This window comes from Falsihalocynthiibacter sp. SS001, from assembly GCF_042445055.1.
In the GTDB taxonomy this organism is placed as follows: domain Bacteria; phylum Pseudomonadota; class Alphaproteobacteria; order Rhodobacterales; family Rhodobacteraceae; genus Falsihalocynthiibacter.
Map to the genome: position 1 here is coordinate 2787501 of NZ_CP170339.1, position 21705 is coordinate 2809205.

Below are 21705 nucleotides of genomic sequence, written 5' to 3' on the forward strand. Positions count from 1 at the left end.
GTCGGAGCGGTTGGCGTACAGCGCGGCGCACCTGAAACAGAACGCTCCGCACGGCTGGTGGGGATGTTCAAAGACCCCGCCAAGGCGGTTCGCATCGCAACAGCGCGAAATTTCCTCGGGATGCAGATCGCCCATATGCCACCGCGAATGGCCGAAGACATGCAAAATGCGATGTCTGAATGGCAGGATACACTGGCTGCAAAAGCAGATTTCCCCGAGACCCAGCTGGTTCTTGGCGGGCTTGCATTGACCGTTCGAAATATGGATGGAGCGATAGGTGCATTCGAGGAAGCGGTCGAGCTTGACCCACAGCTAATTGACGCTTGGGGAATGATCATTCGCATCAACGCGGCCCTCGAAAACCTGCCCGCAGCGCGAGATGCCGCCGATCGCGCCGTAGAGCTAAACCCAGACGATCAGTATCTAGCACAACTGAAAAATCAACTTGCCACAGAGGAGTAATCTCGGGTTAATATACCCTTAGGCCGCGTCAGGTTCCCTGATTTTTTTGACGCGCTGTATGTATAGTGAACTAAAATTTTCCCATAGCGGCACTTGTTTTATTGACGTGCGGCGCGGCCAACAAAATGGCTAATGAATACAACAGTAGGAGATTGATATGACGAATCCCTTATCCTCAAATAGAGTTCTAGGACGAATGTTAGGCGTCAGCGCTGCGCTGACGTTAACGGCAAGCGTGGCAATTGCCCAAGACAGCAAACCTAATATCCTCGTGATTTGGGGCGATGACATCGGCCAGTCCAACATCTCAGCCTATACAATGGGCTTGATGGGCTATCGTACGCCGAACATCGACCGTATCGCCGAAGAGGGGGTGATTTTCACCGACTATTACGGCGAGCAATCCTGTACCGCAGGGCGTTCCTCTTACATCATGGGGCAATCGGTCTTTCGCACCGGCCTTTCCAAAGTCGGCCTTCCGGGCGCTAAAGAGGGCATGAACGTTGCCGACCCGACAATCGCAGGTCTATTGAAGGCTGAAGGCTACGTGACTGGTCAGTTTGGTAAAAACCACCTTGGTGACTTGGACGAAATGCTGCCGACAAACCATGGGTTTGACGAGTTTTTCGGCAACCTTTATCACCTGAATGCTGAAGAAGAGCCCGAGAACGAGGACTACCCAGCAGACTTGGTCATGGGAGATGGTCGCACGTTCCTAGAGACATTCGGTCCACGCGGCGTCGTTAAATCGTCGGCTGACGGAACCGTCGAGGACACTGGCCCACTTACCAAAAAACGCATGGAAACCGTTGACGACGAAACCGTAGCGGCAGCTGCAGACTTCATTGAGCGCGCTGTCGCTCAGGGCCAACCCTTCTATGTTTGGTGGAACGGCACCCGTATGCATGCACGAACCCACGTGAAGGAAGAGTTACGCGGAATTTCTGGCCAAGACGAATATAGCGACGGGATGGTCGAACATGATCGCCATGTTGGGGTGCTTCTCGACAAGGTTGATGAGTTGGGAATTGCCGACAATACGATTGTTCACTATTCGACTGACAACGGCCCTCACATGAACACTTGGCCAGACGCAGCCATGACGCCATTCTTTGGCGAGAAAAACACCAACTTTGAGGGTGGCTGGCGCGTTCCGTCAATGGTACGTTGGCCAGGCAAAATCGAAGCCGGCTCCGTGAGCAACGAGATTATGCACCACATGGATTGGTTGCCTACCTTACTTGCGATTGCAGGAAATCCAGACATCAAAGAGCAGCTTAAAGAAGGTGGCGTGCAAGCCATTGGACGCGAGTATAAAGTACACCTTGACGGCTACAACTTCTTACCTCACATCCTGGGCGAAGAAGAAACCGGCCCTCGCAAGGAAATCTTTTACTTCTCGGACGATGGCGACCTGACTGCTCTTAGGTACGGCGACTGGAAACTTTTGTTCCTAGAGCAAAAAGCCTACACAACTCTTCGCGCATGGATGGAGCCATGGACAGAATTGCGTATTCCATTGATCTTCAACTTGCGTCGCGACCCCTATGAGCGCGCCTATCGCACATCCAACACTTACTACGACTGGATGTTTGATCGCGCCTATATGCTGGTACCCGCCCAAGCCTATGTCGCGAATTTCCTAGAGACCTTCAAAGAGTTCCCACCGCGCCAAAAAGCGGCATCATTCTCTCTTGAGCGTGTTCTTGAAGCGATGACTGAAAACCCGACGAGCCAATAAAAGTTATTGGGTAGTCAACAATATCTATTTGGCGCCAGAGGTCTCACCTTTGGCGCCAAACTTATTTAAGTGTTCGATAATTTGGAAATGACATGACAACCCTAGACCAGATCGAAGACCTGAAAGCCCGCATGGGCGACTCCATTATCGGTCAGAAAGACGTCATTGAACGCCTTTTGATTGGCTTACTTGCGGACGGCAACCTCCTTATTGAGGGTCTCCCTGGTTTGGCCAAGACACGCGCCGTCAAGGCAATGGCCAACAATCTTGAGGCCGACTTTGGCCGCATCCAATTTACGCCTGATTTGCTCCCATCTGATGTGACCGGCACCGAGGTTTATCACCAAACCGAGGATGGCGCACAGTTTCGGTTTGAGCCGGGCCCGATCTTTGCCAACATCGTTCTCGCCGACGAGATCAACCGCGCGCCAGCAAAGGTGCAAGCCGCTCTCCTTGAAGCAATGGAAGAGCGCCAAGTCACCGTCGCGGGCACAACACACAAGATGCCACCGCTCTTTATCGTGATGGCAACGCAGAACCCGATTGAACAAGACGGTACCTACCCCCTCCCCGAGGCCCAGATGGACCGCTTCATGATGCATGTGCGTGTTGATTATCCACCCGTCGAGGACGAGGTGCTCGTAATTCAACTTGTGCGCAACGAAGAACGCCAGAAGGGTCAGAAAACGAAAAGCGAAAAGCCCGCTCCCATTCCACAATCCGTCATTTTTGACGCGCGCCGCGAGATTATCGACATTCACGTATCCGATGCGATGGAGCGCTATATGGCCGATATCGTCTACGCCACGCGTCTTCCGGGTGCATTGAGCGAAGAGCTTGAACGATGGATCGAAGTGGGCGCCAGCCCGCGCGCGTCCCTCGCGCTTGATAAATGTGGTCGCGCCCAAGCGTGGCTTTCGGGACGTGACTATGTCGATCCTGCGGATATTCGCGCCGTTGCCCATGATGTTCTACGCCACCGCCTTGCGCTTAGCTTTGAGGCACAAGGCGAAGGCGTGACGCCCGATAAGGTCATTGAGACGATCCTCTCGGTCGTTGCGCTGCCGTGAGGTCGCGTTATGGCAAGCCCAATCGATCCAAGGATACACGTTGACGCGACACACCTAAGGGCGCTCGCCGCCCGTTCGCGCGGGATTTCGTTCCTGCCGTCACAACCCTCGCGAAGCATTCTGAATGGTCAGCACGCATCGCGACTAAAGGGGCGTGGCCTCAACTTTGAGGAATTGCGCCACTATTCTCAGGGCGACGATATCCGCACGATCGATTGGAAAGTAACCGCCCGTACCGGCGAGCCTTTCGTCCGCGTATATACCGAAGAGCGCGATCACTCTGTGTTGCTTATCGTAGATCAGCGTATGTCGATGTTCTTTGGCAGCAAACACAACATGAAATCCGTCACCGCCGCAGAGGCGGCTGCGCTCGCGGCCCAAGCCGTACACGCCAAAATGGATCGTGTCGGCGGGATCATCTTTAACGACACCGACATGACCGAGCTTCGCCCACAAGCAAGCGCCAAGGGTCTAAGCCAGTTCATCGCAACCCTCGCCGAAGCCAACTGCGCCCTGAATGCGTCCGGCACGGGAGCAAACTCTATGTCGCTCAACCGCCCCCTACGTGCGGCGACCCGGCTTGCAAAAACGAATGGGCAGGTTCTGATTTTCAGCGACTTTGACGAAATCAACGACGAAACATTCAAACATCTGCGCACCCTTTCTCAGAAAAACGATGTGATCCTTTTCTCAATAAACGATCCGTTTTCCGAGCAACTCCCCGAGGATATCGAACTGGTGGTATCGGATGGTCAGTTGCAAGGCTTGCTGCGCACCAAAGAAACGAAAGTTCGTCAGAAAGTGCACGAATTCGTATCGGGCCGCCTCTCCGAACTTTTTGCGTTTTCCTCGAAGTACGGCATTCCAGTAATCCCGCTCACCAGTTCCCAAGATACGCTACCGCAGCTTCTTAATTTGCTCGGGCGCAGGCAGGTCGGCTCATGAGCACCGATCTCTCGACACTTCAGCTTTCCGAGCTCTATGACGAGCTTATCCCGCCAGAGGCCCCGCCGGACATCTCTATGATGCCACAGACCGCGGGATGGTATTGGCTCGGTGCTGCCGTACTCTTGCTCATCGCCTACCTGCTTCGCCTGTTTATCCGCCATCACCAGCGCAACGCTTATCGCCGCGAAGCGCTGACGGCCCTGCGACACGCCGACAATGATCCCACTCAGATCGCAAGCATATTGCGTCAAACCGCCTTGGCGGCATTCCCCCGCGATCAGGTCGCCGGAGTAGTCGGTGACGATTGGCTCGCCTTTCTTGACGACACAGCGGGCAAGCCACTCTTCAAGGATACATCTGCTGGGCAAAGCCTGTTGCTGGCACCCTATCGGGACATGCCCGCCGACCCGAAATTGGCCCCTCAAGCGCATAAGTGGATAAGACAGCACAAAGTGAAGGGAGCCGCGTAATGTTGACCCTTGCCCTACCCTTTGTCCTGTTACTCTTGCCGCTTCCGCTTTTGATTTGGCGCAAAGCGCCGCCGCACAAGGAAATCTCGTCTGCGGTGCGCATTCCGTTCTTTCAATCGCTCACGAAAGCTGCGGGCATATCCCAATCCACCGGTGCGATTGTGCGATCGCATACGCGCGTGCAGCTCATTGCAAGCGCACTCGTTTGGGGCCTTGTCGTTCTTGGCCTTGCTCGCCCCGAAAAGCTGGGTGAGCCGATCACAATCGAGACCTCGGCCCGCGACTTGGTGCTTGCCGTGGATATTTCAGGCTCGATGGACACCCGCGACATGGAAGCGCCAAACGGCACCGCCAAACAGCGCCTTGAGGTTGTCAAAGACGTCGTCGCCGATTTTATCGCCGAGCGCGAAGGCGACCGCGTGGCGCTTATTATCTTTGGTTCAAGCGCATATCTTCAGGCCCCCTTCACCGAGGACCTTGAAACCGCAGCCGAACTCTTGAACCAAACCCAAGTTGGCATGGCCGGCCCCCACACCGCAATTGGGGATGCGATTGGGCTTTCCCTTAATACCTTCGAAGGTAGCGATGTTGAAAGCAAACTCATCATCCTCCTGAGCGACGGCACCGACACCAACAGCCGCATGACGCCTCTGAATGCTGCGGATATCGCCGCGCGGCAGGGCGTCAGCATTTCAACGATTGCCGTGGGAGACGAAAACGCAGAGGGCGAGAACCGAGTGGACGTCGCAACGCTTGAGGAAATCGCCCGGCGTGCGAACGGTTCGTTCTATTTCGCCAATGATGCAGAGGGTCTGTCAGAGATCTATGACGAGATCGACCAGCAAAACCCACGCGTTATCGACAGCGCAGAATACCAACCCCGCGAGTCCCTTGCGCACATCCCGCTAGCGCTTGCGCTCTGTATTACGCTCGCAACGCTTCTGTGGCTGTTCATCGCTTCCCGATTCAGGAGGCAGCATGCTTAGTCTATTTCACTTTATCCGTCCCGAATGGCTTATTCTTTTGCCGGTCATCTTGGTTCTTTGGTGGATCATCCGCCCCAAAAAACAGGCGCCTGAATTACTTACACAGGGAATTGCGCCGCATTTGGCCAAGGCGCTCTTGGTCGGGGCCGATGAGAAACGGCGCTTCTTTCCCATTGACACCTTGGCGCTGGCATTCGCGCTTCTGACGATTGCGGTTTCCGGCCCTACATGGAGTCGTGTGCCCAATCCGCTTCTCGCTCAGACAGCACCGCTGATCGTGTCGCTCAAGGTTACACCTTCGATGGAAACCGACGACCTTCAGCCATCACGACTTGAGCGTGCGAGTTTCAAGATTCAGGACCTCGTGGCGAGGCGCACAGGTGCGCAAACGGCGCTATTTGCCTATGCGGGAACGTCGCATCGGGTGGCGCCGCTTACCCAAGACCCAAACATCATCAGCTCATACCTTCAGGGGCTTTCCCCTGCCGTAATGCCAATAGACGGCGATCGAGCGGACCTCGCACTTGCGCAGGCCGAGATAGAGCTGGCACGTTCAGAATCGCCAGGCGCACACCTGTTTGTGCTGGATGATTTCAACCCTGCGAATGTAAATGCCTTTTCGGAAAATGCGGATGAGCGGGCGCCTATCGTGTTTCTCATTGCGGGTCCATCAACGCTAGAGGTTCCACAGCTCGGCTCTATTCCGAATTCCTCCGTTGTTCACATGACCGTAGATGACAAAGACCTAAATGACGTTGAGCGCAAGGTGCTCTCGGCCTATCGCAAAGCGCTGCTGGATGACGAAACTCAGGACTGGAACGATCGTGGCTGGCTGTTTGCTTGGCCTGTCGCGCTCTTAGTTTTGCTCACGTTCCGCCGCGGTTGGACAATGCAATGGGCGGTGATCCTTTTGTTGATGATACCACTGCCGCGCGCGGCACATGCCGACGGCATCAAGGATTGGTTCTTGACCCAGGATCAACAAGCGTGGCGGGCGTATCAAAACAAGGATTTTTCCAAGGCTGCCGAACTGTTCCAAGATCCTGAATGGCAAGCGTATTCGCTCTACATAAGCGGCCAATACGAGGAGTCCGCCGCCGCATACGGACGATTTGATACCGCTGAGGCCGCAACAAATCAGGGAATGGCGTACTTGCGGCACAGAAAATACCGCGATGGCGTGCGCTCGTTTGAAAAAGCTCTGGAGATCGATCCAAACTATGAGGTCGCACAGCACAACCTAGAAGTCGCTCAGGCAATCGTTAAGTTCGTCGAAAGCACCCAAGCTCAATCCGACACTGGCGAGGATACAGGCATCGGCGCGGACGACACCGTATTTGATAACGAAAGCGGCCAAGGCGAGGATATGGTCATTTCGCAGGGCGACGAAGCGGCGGCCATGACCGACGAGCAATGGATGCGAAGCGTCAACACGAACGTCGGAGAATTTCTGGGCACGCGCTTCCGCCTCGAAGCATCGGAGGCGAGCGAATGATCCACAGAATTATCGCCGGTATTATTGCTGTTCTCTCGCTCGCAATCCCCGCGCAGGCACAAGATCCGCAAATTTCGTTCGAGTTTGAAGAAGAGCCCGTAACCGTTGGACAGCCCTATATCGTGCGTCTCAAGGTCTTGGTGCCCACCTATATGCCCAAGCCGCCAATCTTTCCGACGTTTGAGGTTTCGAATATCATCATGCGTCTGCCCGAACGCTCCTCTACTCCCCTGAGCGAACAAATAGATGGCGAAACGTGGTCAGGGATTTCGCGCGCGTATCGGCTCTATCCTATGGAGTCGGGCACGATCAATATCCCGCCGCAGAATGTCACGCTCTTCTATGTCTCACCCGACAATGCCGACGAAGTCTTGACCTATGAAGGCGAAACGCCAGAGTTTCAAATCCTTGCGACCCTCCCTCAAGGAGCCAGAGACCTTGATCCGCCACTCGTGGCCAAAGGATTAACGGCAACCCAAACGCTCACGCCCGAGTCCGGCCCGATTGCGGTCGGCGACTCAATTGAGCGCCAGATTACAGTAACGATCAACGGGACATCGCCGCTGTTCATTCCACCAATGTCCGACGGTGAAGAAATCGCGGGCCTTGCAACCTATCCGCAAGATCCAAGCGTATCCGAGACCTCGGATCGTGGGATCATGTCCGGCAAACGTGAAGAAAGGATCGTTTACATCGCTCAGACTGCGGGCTCTGCGACGATACCCGACATTAACTTGGATTGGTTCAACATCGAGTCCAACGCAGTAGAGACCCTAACCCTCCCCGGCATCACAACTGAAATTACACAGCCCAGCGCAGTTTCCCGCGCAATCGACGGCAATTTGATCGCGTCGATTGTGATTGGCCTGCTTGTTATAGCCGTCGTGATTTGGCTTTGGCTAAAATACATCCGTCCGCGTATACGCCGTGCAAAACTGCAGATGGACGCGAATTATACCACGACCCGCCATGCTATGAACAAGCGTGCGCAGTCGGCGGCCAAGGAGCGGAATCTTACCGCGCTATTTGCCGCCACCGACACGCTCAAGCCGCACTCGCCGGAATTGTCTTCGGCGCTCATCGCTCTAACGCATGCAACCTATGGAACGGCTGGCGCATCCTCTTCTGATCAATCCAAACTTTGGAACGATGTGTCCCACGCCCTGCGCAAATCCTGCCCGCCCTATCCGCTACGTACGGTTTTGGGAACGGCGCCAAAGCGGCACATCAAGGTCGGCCAAGGATTTGGAAATCAGGGGCTATAATCGCCACGCGCATATAATCGGGTTGATCTTTGGGGGATGACTACATTATCTACGCCCAACTTTTCCCCCAATATTGCAAGGCGTATTTCAAATGGTTCCAAGTTTCCTCGTAACCCATTCTGGGGGTTTCCACGCGGATGAGCTCCTCTCCTCGGTTATCCTCACGCGCCTTTTCCCAGAAGCCGAGATCGTCAGAACCCGCGATCCCAAGTGGATTACGCCTGCTGCAGATCGGGTGATCTATGATGTGGGCGGAAACTATGATGCAGAGGCCCGTATCTTTGACCACCACCAGCGCGGCGCACCGCTGCGCGATGATGAGCAGCCCTATAGCTCGTTTGGGCTAATCTGGAAGCACTTCGGCCATGACTATCTGCGCGCGACGGGCATCCCAGATGACCACATCGACGCGGTACACAGTTCATTTGATCGCAGCTTCGTGCTGCCAATTGATCTGACGGACAATGGCGTTCTTAGCCCCTCAATCGCAGGTCCACTTGCGGGCATGACGCTTCCTGCGCTGCTTGAATCACTTAAGCCAGTCTTCGACCGCACCGATACCGAGGCAGAGACCGAAGCGTTTCACAATGCACTCACCGTTGCCCGTGCATTCGCAGAGGCACGCATCGCGCGGATCGCGGCCAAACTGCGCGCGGAATCTGTGGTGGAAAAGGCCGTCAATGATGCAGGTGAAAGCCCAATCCTTGAGTTGCCAATGGGTATGCCATTCCGACCGACCGTTGTGAAAATGGGCGCGGATCACCTCTTGTTTGTGGTAACGCCACGCGGTCAGGACTGGTCGATTGGCGGCATCCGCAAGAACGAAGAGGGTTTTGAACTCCGTGCGGACCTTCCGAAATCTTGGGCGGGACTTACGAACGCAGAACTAGAAGAAGCAAGCGGAGTTGAGGGTGCAACATTCTGTCATAACGGCCGTTTCATCGCGGCAGCCAGGACACGCGAAGCAATCCTCAAGATGGCCGAAATTGCGGTCGAAGAAGCAAAGGACGACGCGCTGGCGCTCCCCTAATTAGGGAGCACTTTGCCCATCGCCACATCAAGGCGCGCGGAGTTACAGAAGCACTTCTTGGCGTACTCCAGCTTGCGAACCGAGCCATCTGAGTAGCCTACCGCTTCGCCGCAATCTTCCCGCGCCGCACCTGCCATCTGATAGGCGGATGAATTCAAACCGTTCTTGGTATAGCTGTTATATACCGACACCGCGCGATCCAGCTTTGCGACCAGATCATTTTGCAGCTCTGCACCGATTGCATTCCGAGAAAGCGTTATATTTCTGTAGCTTGGACAAGCCGCCAAAATATCATCAAGCTTCACCGTAACGCGGCGGTTTTGACGCTCTGGAACGCTCACAGGGATAAGAAGCTCGTTCTCGCCGCGGCTTTCAATTGTGCCAATTCGATCCACCGTGGCCCCTGCTGCAAGCAACGCAGCACGCACAGCTTCGGCACGGCGGCGCCCGAGATCATAGTTATATCCGCTCGTCCCGACCGCATCGGTGTATCCAACAACGATCGAGGGCTTGTAACTCGTCGAAGCGTTCAGCTTGGCAGCGATTTCAACGATTTGTTGCCGCGCCACTGCGTCGAGCTCTGTTGAGTCAAAATCAAAATTAATCACACCGAATTCCTGCGCATTCGCATGGTTCGGAGCAAACGAGAGGGCGAATAAAATTCCCAGAACTTGAGCGAAACGCTTCATTTCAACCTCGTATATTAAATGACACACAAATTGAATGTATTTACTTAGAGTATGCTTTAACCTTTGAGTTTTGCAACTTTTTTGCGTTAACATTTGATTAGAAACGATACTGGTGTATCTTTTTACCATATATTATTTAAATAAGAGGACCGAATAATGATAAAATCGCCCTCACTACTTGCTCTCTTCGCTTGCGTCTCATTTTTTCCTGCAAGCGTGCAAGCACTATCGTTGAACGAAACCATCTCTTACGTCCTTGAGACAAACCCAGACATCAAGGCAGCCGAAGCAAACAAACAAGCGATCGAGTTCGAACTGCAGCAAGCACGCAGTTTTTATGCGCCGCGAGTAGAACTTGAGGCTTGGGCCGGCGCGAGTGTTGATAACGGCAGCACTATTCCTGACCTTACTGCTGCCGATGATCCGATTTCGGGATATTCGCTGTCGGGCCGCATTACGCAAATGCTCTTTGATGGCTTTGAAACGCGCTCCGAAGTTGAGCGCCAAGCCTATCGCATCGACTCTGCGGCGTTCCGTGTTCTGGAGCGTTCAGAGGTTCTTTCGCTAGAGGCAATCCGCACCTATTCCGATGTTCTGCGGACACAAGAGCTTCTGTCCCTTGCACGCCAGAACCTTGAGTATCACCGCAACGTCTTTAACCGCATCCAATCCGCATACAACAGCGGGATCGTTGGCGTCGGCGATCTGAACCAAGCCCAAGAGCGCATGATTCAGGCCGAAGATATCATTATCGATTTTGAGTATAACCTCGAAGACACTAAGACCATGTTCCTCGCCGTTGTCGGTGTAGCGCCCACAAACCTTGGAACAGTGCCTTCTATTGGGTCACGAATTCCGGCCACGATAGACGATGCTCTTGCCATCGCTCGGCAACGGAACCCGACAATCCTGTTCGGTCAGGCCGATGTGGGCGCAAGCGAGGCTCTTTCGCGTCGCATTGACTCAAATAGGTATCCCACTCTGTCTCTCGAAGCGGATGGGCGTATCGGCGAAGACCTTGGCGGATTTGAAGGGGGCGTGTCGGATGCGCGCATCGGCCTTGTACTTCGTTATGAATTCCAAGGCTCCTCCAATCGTGCAAACCGTCAGGAACACCTTCGCAGAGCCGCCGAGAGCCGCTCCACCCTACTGGCACAAACGCGACGCGTAGAAACAGAAGTCCGTCAAAGCTGGTCCACACTGCGCGCAGCGCAACGGCGCTCAAATGCGATCCGCGCGCAATCGGAACTATCCCGCAAGTTGCGCGGCATTTATGAGAAAGAGTTTGAAGTCGGGCAACGTTCGTTGCTGGATGTTTTGAACACGCAGGCCTCGCTCTTTCAGTCCGAAGCCAACCTCGTGAACGCAATTTCCGCGGAACGGTATGTGAAGTATCGGGTCCTTGCCTCAATTGGCATCCTGCTGCCTACTCTAGGGATTGAGCCACCAGAGGACGCACGCACATATGCGCGCCAGCACGAAGGCGTGCGCGACTTGAATGCCAAGAATGACCAGCGTTTGTATGACGCCAGTTCCTTCAGCGCATGGCGCAAGACTTTGGAATAGTAAGAGAGGCCCGAAATATCACACGACTCTCACCAAGAAGACGAAACGCCGGCGGGCCAAACAGCCCCTAAGATTGTCGTAAGGCCTACTGCTCGGGCAAAGAAACCAACCGCTCGCGCAGCCGAGAAACCACAATGGGCATTTCGCGGCGCATCAATTGATCCGCTAGTTGCGGCTATGTCGGCCTGTGCCAAATTATTTGGCCGAGAAATACAGCCAGAGACTCTGACTGCTGGCGTTGCTCTTCCGGGCGACGGGCTCTTTACGCCGCAAATTGCGCTTGGCGTGGCCGAGAATGTTGGCTTTCGCGCGCATCTGACACGCCGCAGACTGGCGGACTTACCCGAAGCGGTCCTGCCGTGCATCCTCTTTCTGACCGACCGTCAGGCCTGTGTGCTTGTTCGGCTTGGCAAGGACGAATGCCAGATCATCTGGCCCGCCCGCTCTGACGATCCGATAACCGTGAGCACCGAAGAGCTTCGCAAAAGTTATGTCGGCCACGCCCTTCTTCTGCGCCAACCGGTATCGGAAACGACAGCGGCGCAGCCGGCAGAAACGACCCTGCGGCACTGGTACTGGTCAATCGCACGCAAGTTCTGGCCGGATTATGCGCAAGTGATCTTGGCTTCAATTGTCATCAATCTACTCGCGCTAGCTTCGCCGATCTTCACCATGAACGTATATGATCGGGTGTTTCCGAATGCGGCGATCATAACGCTTTGGTCGCTGGTCGCGGGGGTTGGCATCGCCCTTGTCTTTGACGCCATTCTGAAATGGGTGCGATCAAGCGTGGTGGACAGGGTGAGCCGCCAAGTGGATCAGTCCGTGTCCGCGTCTATCTTTCGCCACATCTCGGATCTGCGACTTGAGAGCCTGACACAGCCGTCGGGCGTATTGATGAATAACCTAAAGGATTATGAGCAAGTTCGGGATTTCTTCTCGTCGCAAACGGTGGCGACGATTACGGACCTGTTGTTTAGCGTGTTGTTTATCGGCGTAATTTATTACGTGGGCGGCCCGCTCGCCTATCCGCCAGCAATTGCGTTTGTAACGGTTATTCTGATCGGTTTGCTTGTACTCTTCCCGCTCCGCAAAGCCTCGAACGACACTCGCGCCAACAGCAGCATCAAGAACGCCGTCGCCGTCGAGGCCGTGGCGGAAATGGAAACGCTCAAGGCGATCTCTGGCCAAGGCCGCATGCAAGGGCGCTGGGAAAAAAGCGTAACCGAAAGCGCCCGCACACAGGAACGCACCCGCAAACTTTCAGTCTTTGCAACGACTGTAACGACACTTGCGCAGCAGTTCTCTTCCATCGGGATCGTTGTGACGGGCGTTTATCTGGCGCTCGACGGCTCTATCACTATGGGCGCAGTGATTGCGGCGATGATCCTCTCGGGACGCGCTCTGGCCCCGACGGCGGCGCTCTCGGCGCTATTCACGCGGGCGAGCTTTGCGTTCTCGACGCTCAAGAGTCTGAATACCCTCATGAGCCTGCCGTCCGATGCCACCGCAAGTGCGCAGAAACTTAACACTCCGGTTGACGATGGAGCCTATGAACTCAAGGATGTCTCGCTGCAATATTCCGGAACGGAAATTCCCTCCCTTCGCGAGGTTTCCCTAACGACCAAGAGCCGCGAACGCATTGCCCTCATTGGGCCAGTGGGTGCTGGCAAAACGAGCCTCGTGCGCTTAATGGCGGGGCTATATGCACCAAGTGAGGGTTTGGTCCTGATTGACGGTCTGAACCTTTCGCAAATCAGCCCCGTTGTCCTGCGTTCGCATGTGCAACTGGTACCGCAGGACGCTGTGTTATTCTCTGGTACGTTGGCCGAAAACATTGCCTTCGGCGTCCCGCACGCCACGATGCAGGATGTCCTTCGCGCAGCGCGAACCGCGGGCGTCGACCGTCTTGCGGCAAAACACCCTGAAGGGTTTGCGATGCCGATCCTTGAGCGCGGCAAGAACCTATCTGGTGGGCAACGTCAAATGATCGCGCTTGCACGCGCGCTTCTTCCACGCCCCGATGTGCTTATCCTTGATGAGCCGACATCCTCAATGGACAGCCAAAGCGAGAAACTTTTTATCCAACGCCTGAAAGCAGCCCTCGAGGAACGTCCCATGACGCTCATTGTGTCCACGCATCGGATGGGCTTGCTAGAACTGACCGATCGCGTTGTATTTCTAGATCAGGGACGTGTTATCGCCGACGGTCCTAAGGAGGACGTACTTGACCGCCTCAGCACCCTAACGAAAGCGGTGCCCAAATGAGCAAGAACAACTGGGAACTCCGCGATTTCGCAACGGGAAGTCAGGCGGCAAACCTTGGCCGCTCATCCCGCTTGTTGACGGTACTCCTTTTGGTGCTGGTCGCCCTATTTGTAGCAGGGATCACATGGGCCTCTGTCGCGCGGATTGAGGAAATGGCACGCGCGACGGGTCGCGTTGTCCCCTCTGGCAAAGCGCGTACTGTCGAGAGTTTTGAAGGCGGGATCGTTCGCGAAATTCTAGTTTCCGAAGGGGATATCGTCGAGAAAGACCAAGTCTTGGTTCGGATGGATGATATCGGCTCTGGTAGCAGTTTGGGTGAGTATGAAGCGCAACAGAAGGCGCTGCAGATACGCAATCTTCGCCTTGAGGCGGAGCGCGCCAATCTGGATGAATTTGATCTGAGCGATTCTGACTTTGACCCAGACGATCCGATTGTCGTGCGAGAGGTCGCGCTTTTCGACTCTCGCCGTGCCTCGTATTTTGGACAGCGCGCCGTGCTAGAAGCTCAGCAGCAGCAGCGACAACAGGAAAGTGACGAATTGCGCGCCGCATTGGTGCGCGTGAACGAAAACCTTGCCCTCCTCGAAGAAGAGATAGACCTAAAGACCCAAAGCGGCGTAATCCCTCGCACCCAGATCATCCCCCTAGAGCGCGAAAAATCCGCCCGCACCCAAGAGCGCGATGCGCTGGAGTTCCGCCTTAACCAAGCAATAGCCGCCATTCAGGAAGCCGACGCCCGCCTCCAAGAGGCCGCATTAGAACGGCGCGCCCAAATCAGCCTTGAACGCTCGGAAACTTTGAACCAGCTCAACGTGATAGACCAAACCGTAAAGCGCGCTTCGGACGTGGTTGTACGCGCCGCGCTACGCTCGCCAGTGCGAGGAATCGTGTCGGTACTGAACGTAAACACATTGGGCGCAGTGGTCGCACCAGGCGAAGAAGTCCTGCGCATCGTGCCCGCAAACGATCAACTCCAAGTCGAAGCCCGCGTTCGCCCAGAAGACATCGCATTCGTTCGCCCCGGTCTGGGTGCCAAAGTAAAGCTCACCTCGTTTGATTTCACGGTCTACGGATCCCTTGAAGGCCAAGTCGTCCGCGTCGGCGCCGACGCAGAACAGGATGAAGCCACCGGCGAAATCTACTTCCCTGTCATCGTCGAAACAGAGAAAAACATGCTGGAACACAACGGAGAAGTTCTAGAAATCCGACCGGGGATGGTAGCGTCACTTGATATCCTAACTGGCGAGCGAACAATTCTGGATTACCTGCTCAAACCATTCCGCAAAGCCCAACTCGAAGCCATGCGAGAGCGGTAGTATTTATGTCCTGCTCAATGGCCTCCAGCCCCCCCTTGTAAGCGCCTAGGACTCGCCGTTTTCTCTCAATTCGCCTAATTATTTCGCAATTTTCACTGAAGAGCATGAGGAAGCAAAGGAAACGCTGCCACTACCCGCCCACCCCAGAATGCATCATTGCGTGCTGGACGAATTCGCCTTAAGGAAGCATAAGATTAGTACCTTATATTTTTGCCGCGCGGGCTTGCCAAAACAATACAAAGGAAACTTTGACGGTATGGGAAACAACCAATCTTCATTGCGCCGTTTCAAGAAATTATTAGATAGCGACCAGAAGGCGCACGATCCCAATATCGACATACGTGAGTACGTTCTTTCACTTAAGGACAAAAAGGTAGGCATCGGGCTTATCGAAGAAGTTCTTGATGTTCGCTTCGGTGCAAATCTTCGCAATCTTTTCCCTAATGCCGTGTCCGTTGACAGCGACGAAATTAGCGCGTGCGATTCCTATATATGCCACGGGACAATTCATCCCGAGAAAGAACGTTCGCATAAGGGCGCCGTCGCACTGTTTGATGCGATGCCCAGCGATAAGAACCCGCTCCTAATTGAGACCAGTTTCCTAGCGACCTCTCACAGTTGGGCGCATAGCACGCAAGACAAGAACCCCGATTACGCCTGTCTTGGCTACGTTTATGACGATATCGCACATTATTTCATGGCCGATTACTCCAATCGCCTAAATCGAAAACTCAATAGCGATGCCGAACCCACTCCCAAAGAGCTTGCACGCGCCGAGCGCCTGCTGGAGCGGATCGTTGGCAACCGGATTAGTAAATATAACGCACAACCGCTAACTGCTCCGGTCATGACCGAAGGGTTTAAGCGCCGCGTACTGGTGTGCGACCAAGCATTCGCTGACGCCTCCACGATATACGGCAAAGTCGGCGAGGCCGAGTTCGAGCAAATGCTCCAAGCGGCCATCGACGAGAACCCAGATGCGGAAATTCTTGTCAAAACTCATCCCGACGCGGAGTGGATGAAGGGAAAGCGCACGGGATATTATGCGCACCTGCAATCAACCGGACGTATTCGCCTGCTGCGCGCGCCAGCAAATCCTTACGCACTGTTTGAGCTCGTCGATACGGTCTATGTTGGCACAAGCCAGATGGGACTCGAGGCCCTTTTTGCCGGCAAAAAGGTCGTGACCTTCGGCGCACCCTTTTATGCTGGCTGGGGGCTTACCGATGACAGACAGACAATCCCGCACAGAGAGCGACAGCGCACTCTCGCGGAACTATTCCACTACTTTTACATCTGGTACTCAATCTACCATATTCCCGGCGTCGAAGGCCCGGCAGAGATTGAAGATGTACTCTCATTTATTGAAGAAAAACGCCCCCACTCGATTGAAACCATCGCGCCGAAAAAATCCGAGCAACCAGCCGTTTCCATTATTATTCCCGTTTACGGCGTAGAAGATTTCATCGAAGAATGTATCGCCTCAGTTCAACGCCAAACCCTTGAAAACATTGAGATCATTCCAGTCAATGATTGCAGCCCGGATGGGTCGCAAATTATTATCGATCGTCTTGCAGCTGAGGACCCACGTATCAAGCCGCTCGTTTTGGGCAAGAACATTCAGCTTGGTATGGTGCGGAACCGCGGGATTGAAGCGGCCAGCGGCGAGTATGTATGGCTCTTGGATGGCGATGATTGGCTGTCGAACGACGATATGCTGCGAGAGCTTTACCAAAGTGCCAAGAAAAACGATTTGGACATGGCCCGCGCGCAGAAAGCGTATGAGGCCGTTTTCGACGACAATGGAAAATTCCTCCACAAGCGCGCCGACAAATCCGAGCGGCATTTCCAGAATAGAATTCCCAAAACAGACTTCATCGAGTCACCAGAGATTCTGCAAAGCAGGCATTGCTGGACATGGCTATATCGTCGAGATTTCTTGCTGGAAAACAACATTCGTTTTGTGACCCAACGCTGGGAAGAGCGGGCGTTCCTGCATCAGGCATACACGACTGCTGAGGCGATAGGTCTGTTCCCGATTAAGGGGCCTGCGTATCGAGTTCGGGCAAACTCTATCTCGCACCGCAAGCGCGAAACGCGCGACTATGAGTTGATGTTCGAGAACTTCCGCAAGACGTTCGATTATTACCTTGAGGCTGGAGCGCTAGAGCTTGATCATCCGCTTCGCCCGCATCTGAACTTCCAGATTTCAGAATTCATCCAGTCTATGTTGCTTTCCACTCCCTATGACCACTATCGGGAGCTAGGGGAAAAAGAAGAGCACGAGTTTATTCTCTCTATCCGTGAGCAACTCGTTCGATGCGATTTTCGCGCCGAGGACTTCGATATTTCCGCACGAAATCTGAACCCAAGATATCTGGACACATCGGCATATCCCCTCATGATCGCGGCTATGCTGTGCGAGCGCTGGGACATGCTGAAAAATGCCTTGGACCTTGCTCCGATAAGCCAATCGACGCTCTACGAAACGTTGCTGCAAGAACCTCAGAATAACACCGAGGCAATGTTTCAAAGTACGCTATCAAAATACGCGCGGAATGAACTCGTTACTAAAGCGGATGTGGCATCCGCACCCACTCAACCAAAACCACGGGTAATTGTGCATATCGGCGCGACCAAGACCGGCAGCACCTTTATTCAGCACATGCTAGAGAAAAACCGCCCCGCTCTACTTCGGGCGGGTGTGTGGTTCCCCGAAATCGGTCTCTTTTGGCAAAAAAATCGTCCGCACAAACAAGCTGGCCACAGCAGTTTGACGAGGTCGGCGCTTAAGAACCTTCCAGAATTCCGCGAGTATGTCGAGGCAGGTCTTGCGCTGATGCAGGGCAATATTCACACCATCATTGTTTCAAGCGAAGCATTCTTTCTTCACAAACATGCCCCTGCGATTGCTGACTATTTTGAGGGTTACCCGCTTGAGATGATCGCATATCTGCGTCGCCAGGATGAGTGGGCCAACGCTCAGTATTGTGAGTTTGCAGCCGGAGGTGCCGTCGGAAGAGTCGATGTCGCCTTTGATGAATGGCTAAACAAGCCAGAGACCAAAGAGCTGCTTGATTACCGCATCCCACTTGATGCTTGGTCCAGGAAAATTGGCCGCGAGAACGTCAAAGTGCGTGTCTTCGAGAAGGCTCAGCTCCATGGAAACGATCTTGTTTCAGACTTCGCAGAGGCGACGAAACTGCCAGAACTCGCCTCTATGCCCGAGCCAAAGGACCGAAACGAAGCATCGCTATCAGCGACGCACGTCGAGCTCATTCGCGTATTCAACAACAAACCATTCGCAAGCCGCGAAGCCTACTTTGATTTCATTGAGGACGCGACTACCGGTCTTCAAAAATGGCGGACCGAAAAAGGGCTTCCCATTGTGAAGCCTTGGATTGTTCCTGACGATACCGCGCATGAAATCATGAGTGATGCTGAAGAAGTAAACCAAGAAATCGCAAAGACTTATCTGGGTCGTGATACGGCTCTGTTTGGTCCCGCAAAGCCGAAACCGGAAGAGATCGCGATTTATCGTGAGGAGGTAGAGATCGTTTCTGAAGCTTATCTCAAAGCCTCTCTCAAGAACGGCGGAGTGATCCAGAAAAAGTCGAAGCATGCGTCGAGCCGCCCAGCAACGATCATCAACTATGGGCTGTTTGGCTGGCGCTATTGGGGCCTTTCTCCATTGATCGCAGCACTCTACGAACGCCGCGGCGCCAATCCCGAAATGATCGACAGTTTCCGCAAAGAACCCGCCGAATATGCGCGCTTCAACTGGTCTCATCGGCATAAGTTTATCACTACGTTGCTGTATCCGAATTTCAATCCCATGGGACCTTTTGGCATCCTCCGCATCTGGCTGCCGCCAATAAAGCTCGTGGCAAACGTGATGGGAAAATCCAACCTAACTGACGCGCTTGCCAAAGATCCGATTTACTTTGCGCGCAGCATTCGCAGTCCGCTACGCCGTGCCGTTGGCCGCATCATGTTCCCCTTTGGCGAGTTGAGATAAAAGCGTTTGCGCGCAACTGCGTCGCACCCGGAGACGAGAGTTGATTTGCCCCTGTGTTTAAAATACTCAGGGGCAACCCGCACTTATAGTGCAGCGCCTAAAGGGATCAACAACAATGACATCTGACCGATTGAAGGTGATCCTTGAAGTGCCGGTGCATTGGTTTCGGAACTCTTTGGATGGCGAACGACATCGGGTGTTTTATTCAAGCTTGCTCGGAGCCTTAAGCAGGTTTGAGGCGCGTGTCGATCTTCGCGATGCGCCGTTCGGCACGGACGATGCCCCCCGCGTCGCGCCCGCAGACTCGTTTTTGTTTTCGTTTCATTCCCATGGAGAGACACGGCGAGTACTGCGCCTCAAAGAGAGCTATATTCCGCCGTACTATACTATTGATCGCATGGGGTATGGCGGGTTTTCGGAGCTAGCGAAGCATCCGCAACGTTTTGAGGAAAACATAGCAAATTTTGACCTTCGGAAGGGCAAACAAACGGTCGAAAAGTGGCGGCAAGAGTTCCTTCAGAACAACATTTCTAAATACAGCCAACCGTCCACATCCGAGCAGCGCTTGCCCGAGAGGTTTCTGTTTTTCCCGCTGCAGACCATTGATGATCCAGTTGCAAGCCTTGCTCACATAGACCAAATGGAAGCGCTTGAGGTGGCGGCCCGTCACTGCGTGAAAGTTGACCTACCGCTGGTCGTCAAACGCCATCCTCTGTGTCGGTCTCCCCATATTGAGAAATCTCTTCAGCAACTTGTTAAGAAGTACCCGGGTCTTGAAGCGACCGACGCATCAGTTCATCAAGTATTGGACAAGGCCTACGCCGTCATGGGCGCAAACTCTGGCGTGCTGTTTGAAGCGCTCATTCATGGCAAGCCTGTCATAAGCTTCGGAACCTCGGACTATCGCCAGCTTACCTCGCAAGTGAATCACGCAGCTAAAATACCAGCGGCAATTGATACCATCAAAATTGCAGATCAAGACAGCGTTGCGCGCTTTATTGGCTGGTATATGAACGACTACTGCGTACACGCGGAAGATATCGACGCGGTATTTGCACGTATCAAGTCCCTTTTGCAGCAAGAGGGATCCGCCCACGATTGGCACAAGTCAGAAGAAACGCTTGTCTTGGATCATTACTCGAAACTTGACAAAATTCGGCGGCGCGAGGCTGTTTGGGGGCGCAGCTGGGTCATTCGTTTCCTAAGTCGGATCATTCCCTAGACGCTATGAATGCAGGAACGGCGGCGCGGTTTGCTCTTTGGTGAAATGCGTCGCGACGTCCAGTGCTTCTCGAATAGTGATATCCATATCCAGATAGCGATAAGTGCCCAAGCGCCCGACGAAGGTCGTGTTCTGGACATTCTTTGCCAACTCAACGTATTGGGCAAGCAGTGCTTTTTCTTGCACCTGCCGGATGGGATAATACGGGATATCGTCGGGCGTGCACTGACGCGAGAATTCACGATAGCAAACGGAGGCTTCGTGGCTCTCCCAAGGCGCGAAATGCTTGTGCTCGGTGATGCGGGTATAGGGAACCTCTTCATCGCCGTAATTCATCACAGCACAGCCCTGATAGTCCCCGTCATAGGTAAAGCGTTCGAAATCCAATGTACGATAGCCCAAATGCCCTAACGAGTAATCGAACCACCCGTCTAGCGGACCCGAATAGAAGACATGTTCGTAATCTGCCGCCTGATCGCGGACAAATTTGGTCCCAAGCCTCAAGTCGATCTTCGCGTGGTCCAGTATATTCGCGACCATATTGGTATAGCCGTTTTCTGGCATACCTTGATACTTGTGAAAGAAGTAGTTGTCGTCGTAGCTAAAGCGAACGGGTAAGCGCTTTAGAATAGACGCCGGCAATTGTGACGGATGAAGCCCCCATTGCTTTACGGTATATCCCTTAAAGAACGCCTCGTACAATTCAGGGCCAACAAACCTCAGGGCTTGCTCCTCAAAGGTCTTGGGGTGTTCAATGGAAGTGTCTGCACGCTCTTGCTGAAGAAATTGGCGCGCTTCGTCAGGACCCATTGTCTTACCGAAATACTGATTAATTGTGTGGAGGTTCACAGGCAAAGAGAAAACTTGCCCCTGTGAAGTTGTCTTCACTTGGTTCTTATAGGGCCGAAAACGCTCGTACGAATTCACATAGCTCCACACTTCTTCGTCATCCGTGTGAAAAATATGAGGGCCGTACACATGCACCAAAACGCCAGTCTCAGCGTCGCGCTCAGTGTGGCAATTCCCCGCGATATGATCGCGTTCATCCATGACCGTCACGCTATGCCCTGCTTCGGCAAGCTTACGTGCAATCACCGCTCCGGAAAGTCCCGCCCCGACACATAGAATGTTCACTTAGCTTCCCTCTCCGCTTGGTTGG

16 protein-coding genes (1 of these 16 cut by a window edge) are annotated in these 21705 nt (G+C 54.0%); 14 read left to right on the forward strand and 2 right to left on the reverse strand.

The window, feature by feature from the left end:
- The 9 genes from ACFE33_RS13360 to ACFE33_RS13400 form a co-directional block, all read left to right on the forward strand.
- Positions 1 to 462 carry the final stretch of a multiheme c-type cytochrome gene (locus tag ACFE33_RS13360; RefSeq protein WP_380054305.1) on the forward strand. 1497 nt of this gene lie to the left of the window's left edge, so only the last 462 of its 1959 coding nucleotides appear in the window; its start codon lies beyond the left edge, outside the window; its stop codon occupies positions 460 to 462.
- 196 nt (positions 463 to 658) lie between these two features.
- Complete coding sequence (locus ACFE33_RS13365) at positions 659 to 2203, forward strand: arylsulfatase (protein ID WP_380058720.1); 1545 nt, start codon at positions 659 to 661, stop codon at positions 2201 to 2203.
- 92 nt (positions 2204 to 2295) lie between these two features.
- A complete protein-coding gene (locus tag ACFE33_RS13370) occupies positions 2296 to 3273 on the forward strand; it encodes an AAA family ATPase (protein ID WP_380054308.1) in 978 nt (325 codons plus the stop codon).
- Positions 3274 to 3282: 9 nt separating this feature from the next.
- Positions 3283 to 4218 carry a DUF58 domain-containing protein gene (locus tag ACFE33_RS13375; RefSeq protein WP_380054311.1) on the forward strand — a complete coding sequence of 312 codons (936 nt, stop codon included), beginning with the start codon at positions 3283 to 3285 and terminating at the stop codon, positions 4216 to 4218.
- A complete protein-coding gene (locus ACFE33_RS13380) occupies positions 4215 to 4691 on the forward strand; it encodes a DUF4381 domain-containing protein (RefSeq protein ID WP_380054313.1) in 477 nt (158 codons plus the stop codon). The genes ACFE33_RS13375 and ACFE33_RS13380 overlap by 4 nt, the downstream gene beginning before the upstream one ends.
- Positions 4691 to 5677, forward strand: a complete 987-nt coding sequence (locus ACFE33_RS13385) for a VWA domain-containing protein (protein ID WP_380054316.1) — start codon at positions 4691 to 4693, stop codon at positions 5675 to 5677. The genes ACFE33_RS13380 and ACFE33_RS13385 overlap by 1 nt, the downstream gene beginning before the upstream one ends.
- Complete coding sequence (locus ACFE33_RS13390; RefSeq protein ID WP_380054319.1) at positions 5670 to 7172, forward strand: VWA domain-containing protein; 1503 nt, start codon at positions 5670 to 5672, stop codon at positions 7170 to 7172. Before ACFE33_RS13385 ends, ACFE33_RS13390 begins: the two co-directional genes overlap by 8 nt.
- Positions 7169 to 8437, forward strand: a complete 1269-nt coding sequence (locus ACFE33_RS13395) for a hypothetical protein (RefSeq protein ID WP_380054322.1) — start codon at positions 7169 to 7171, stop codon at positions 8435 to 8437. Before ACFE33_RS13390 ends, ACFE33_RS13395 begins: the two co-directional genes overlap by 4 nt.
- 91 nt (positions 8438 to 8528) lie before the next feature.
- Positions 8529 to 9467 (forward strand): MYG1 family protein, encoded by a 939-nt coding sequence (locus ACFE33_RS13400; protein ID WP_380054325.1) that lies wholly within the window; start codon positions 8529 to 8531, stop codon positions 9465 to 9467.
- Here ACFE33_RS13400 and ACFE33_RS13405 read toward each other — a convergent pair.
- Positions 9464 to 10156: an OmpA family protein gene (locus tag ACFE33_RS13405; RefSeq protein WP_380054326.1), complete on the reverse strand. Its 693-nt coding sequence runs from the start codon at positions 10154 to 10156 to the stop codon at positions 9464 to 9466. The two genes, ACFE33_RS13400 and ACFE33_RS13405, sit on opposite strands and share 4 nt — an antisense overlap.
- Positions 10157 to 10312: 156 nt before the next feature.
- Here ACFE33_RS13405 and ACFE33_RS13410 point away from each other — a divergent pair, with 156 nt between their 5' ends.
- From ACFE33_RS13410 to ACFE33_RS13430, 5 genes are all read left to right on the forward strand, one after another.
- Entirely contained in the window at positions 10313 to 11722 is a 1410-nt protein-coding gene (locus ACFE33_RS13410; protein ID WP_380054329.1) for a TolC family outer membrane protein, read from the forward strand.
- Between the two features lie 72 nt (positions 11723 to 11794).
- Positions 11795 to 13990, forward strand: coding sequence for a type I secretion system permease/ATPase (locus ACFE33_RS13415; protein ID WP_380058722.1), 2196 nt, complete (start codon positions 11795 to 11797; stop codon positions 13988 to 13990).
- Positions 13987 to 15306 carry an HlyD family type I secretion periplasmic adaptor subunit gene (locus ACFE33_RS13420; RefSeq protein WP_380054331.1) on the forward strand — a complete coding sequence of 440 codons (1320 nt, stop codon included), beginning with the start codon at positions 13987 to 13989 and terminating at the stop codon, positions 15304 to 15306. Before ACFE33_RS13415 ends, ACFE33_RS13420 begins: the two co-directional genes overlap by 4 nt.
- Positions 15307 to 15562: 256 nt before the next feature.
- Positions 15563 to 19324: a glycosyltransferase gene (locus tag ACFE33_RS13425; RefSeq protein ID WP_380054334.1), complete on the forward strand. Its 3762-nt coding sequence runs from the start codon at positions 15563 to 15565 to the stop codon at positions 19322 to 19324.
- A gap of 115 nt (positions 19325 to 19439) precedes the next feature.
- A complete protein-coding gene (locus tag ACFE33_RS13430; protein ID WP_380054337.1) occupies positions 19440 to 20546 on the forward strand; it encodes a hypothetical protein in 1107 nt (368 codons plus the stop codon).
- A gap of 3 nt (positions 20547 to 20549) precedes the next feature.
- On the opposite strand, the gene glf is transcribed toward ACFE33_RS13430, so the two are convergent.
- Positions 20550 to 21680 (reverse strand): UDP-galactopyranose mutase, encoded by a 1131-nt coding sequence (gene glf / locus ACFE33_RS13435; RefSeq protein WP_380054339.1) that lies wholly within the window; start codon positions 21678 to 21680, stop codon positions 20550 to 20552.
- Between the last annotated feature and the right edge of the window lie 25 nt (positions 21681 to 21705).

Coding starts and splice junctions, on each gene's coding strand:
- ACFE33_RS13365 (WP_380058720.1), top strand. CDS start 659: ATGTTAGGCGTCAGCGCTGCGCTGACGTTAACGGCAAGCGTGGCAATT.
- ACFE33_RS13370 (WP_380054308.1), top strand. CDS start 2,296: ATGACAACCCTAGACCAGATCGAAGACCTGAAAGCCCGCATGGGCGAC.
- ACFE33_RS13375 (WP_380054311.1), top strand. CDS start 3,283: ATGGCAAGCCCAATCGATCCAAGGATACACGTTGACGCGACACACCTA.
- ACFE33_RS13380 (WP_380054313.1), top strand. CDS start 4,215: ATGAGCACCGATCTCTCGACACTTCAGCTTTCCGAGCTCTATGACGAG.
- ACFE33_RS13385 (WP_380054316.1), top strand. CDS start 4,691: ATGTTGACCCTTGCCCTACCCTTTGTCCTGTTACTCTTGCCGCTTCCG.
- ACFE33_RS13390 (WP_380054319.1), top strand. CDS start 5,670: ATGCTTAGTCTATTTCACTTTATCCGTCCCGAATGGCTTATTCTTTTG.
- ACFE33_RS13395 (WP_380054322.1), top strand. CDS start 7,169: ATGATCCACAGAATTATCGCCGGTATTATTGCTGTTCTCTCGCTCGCA.
- ACFE33_RS13400 (WP_380054325.1), top strand. CDS start 8,529: ATGGTTCCAAGTTTCCTCGTAACCCATTCTGGGGGTTTCCACGCGGAT.
- ACFE33_RS13405 (WP_380054326.1), bottom strand. CDS start 10,156: ATGAAGCGTTTCGCTCAAGTTCTGGGAATTTTATTCGCCCTCTCGTTT.
- ACFE33_RS13410 (WP_380054329.1), top strand. CDS start 10,313: ATGATAAAATCGCCCTCACTACTTGCTCTCTTCGCTTGCGTCTCATTT.
- ACFE33_RS13420 (WP_380054331.1), top strand. CDS start 13,987: ATGAGCAAGAACAACTGGGAACTCCGCGATTTCGCAACGGGAAGTCAG.
- ACFE33_RS13425 (WP_380054334.1), top strand. CDS start 15,563: ATGGGAAACAACCAATCTTCATTGCGCCGTTTCAAGAAATTATTAGAT.
- ACFE33_RS13430 (WP_380054337.1), top strand. CDS start 19,440: ATGACATCTGACCGATTGAAGGTGATCCTTGAAGTGCCGGTGCATTGG.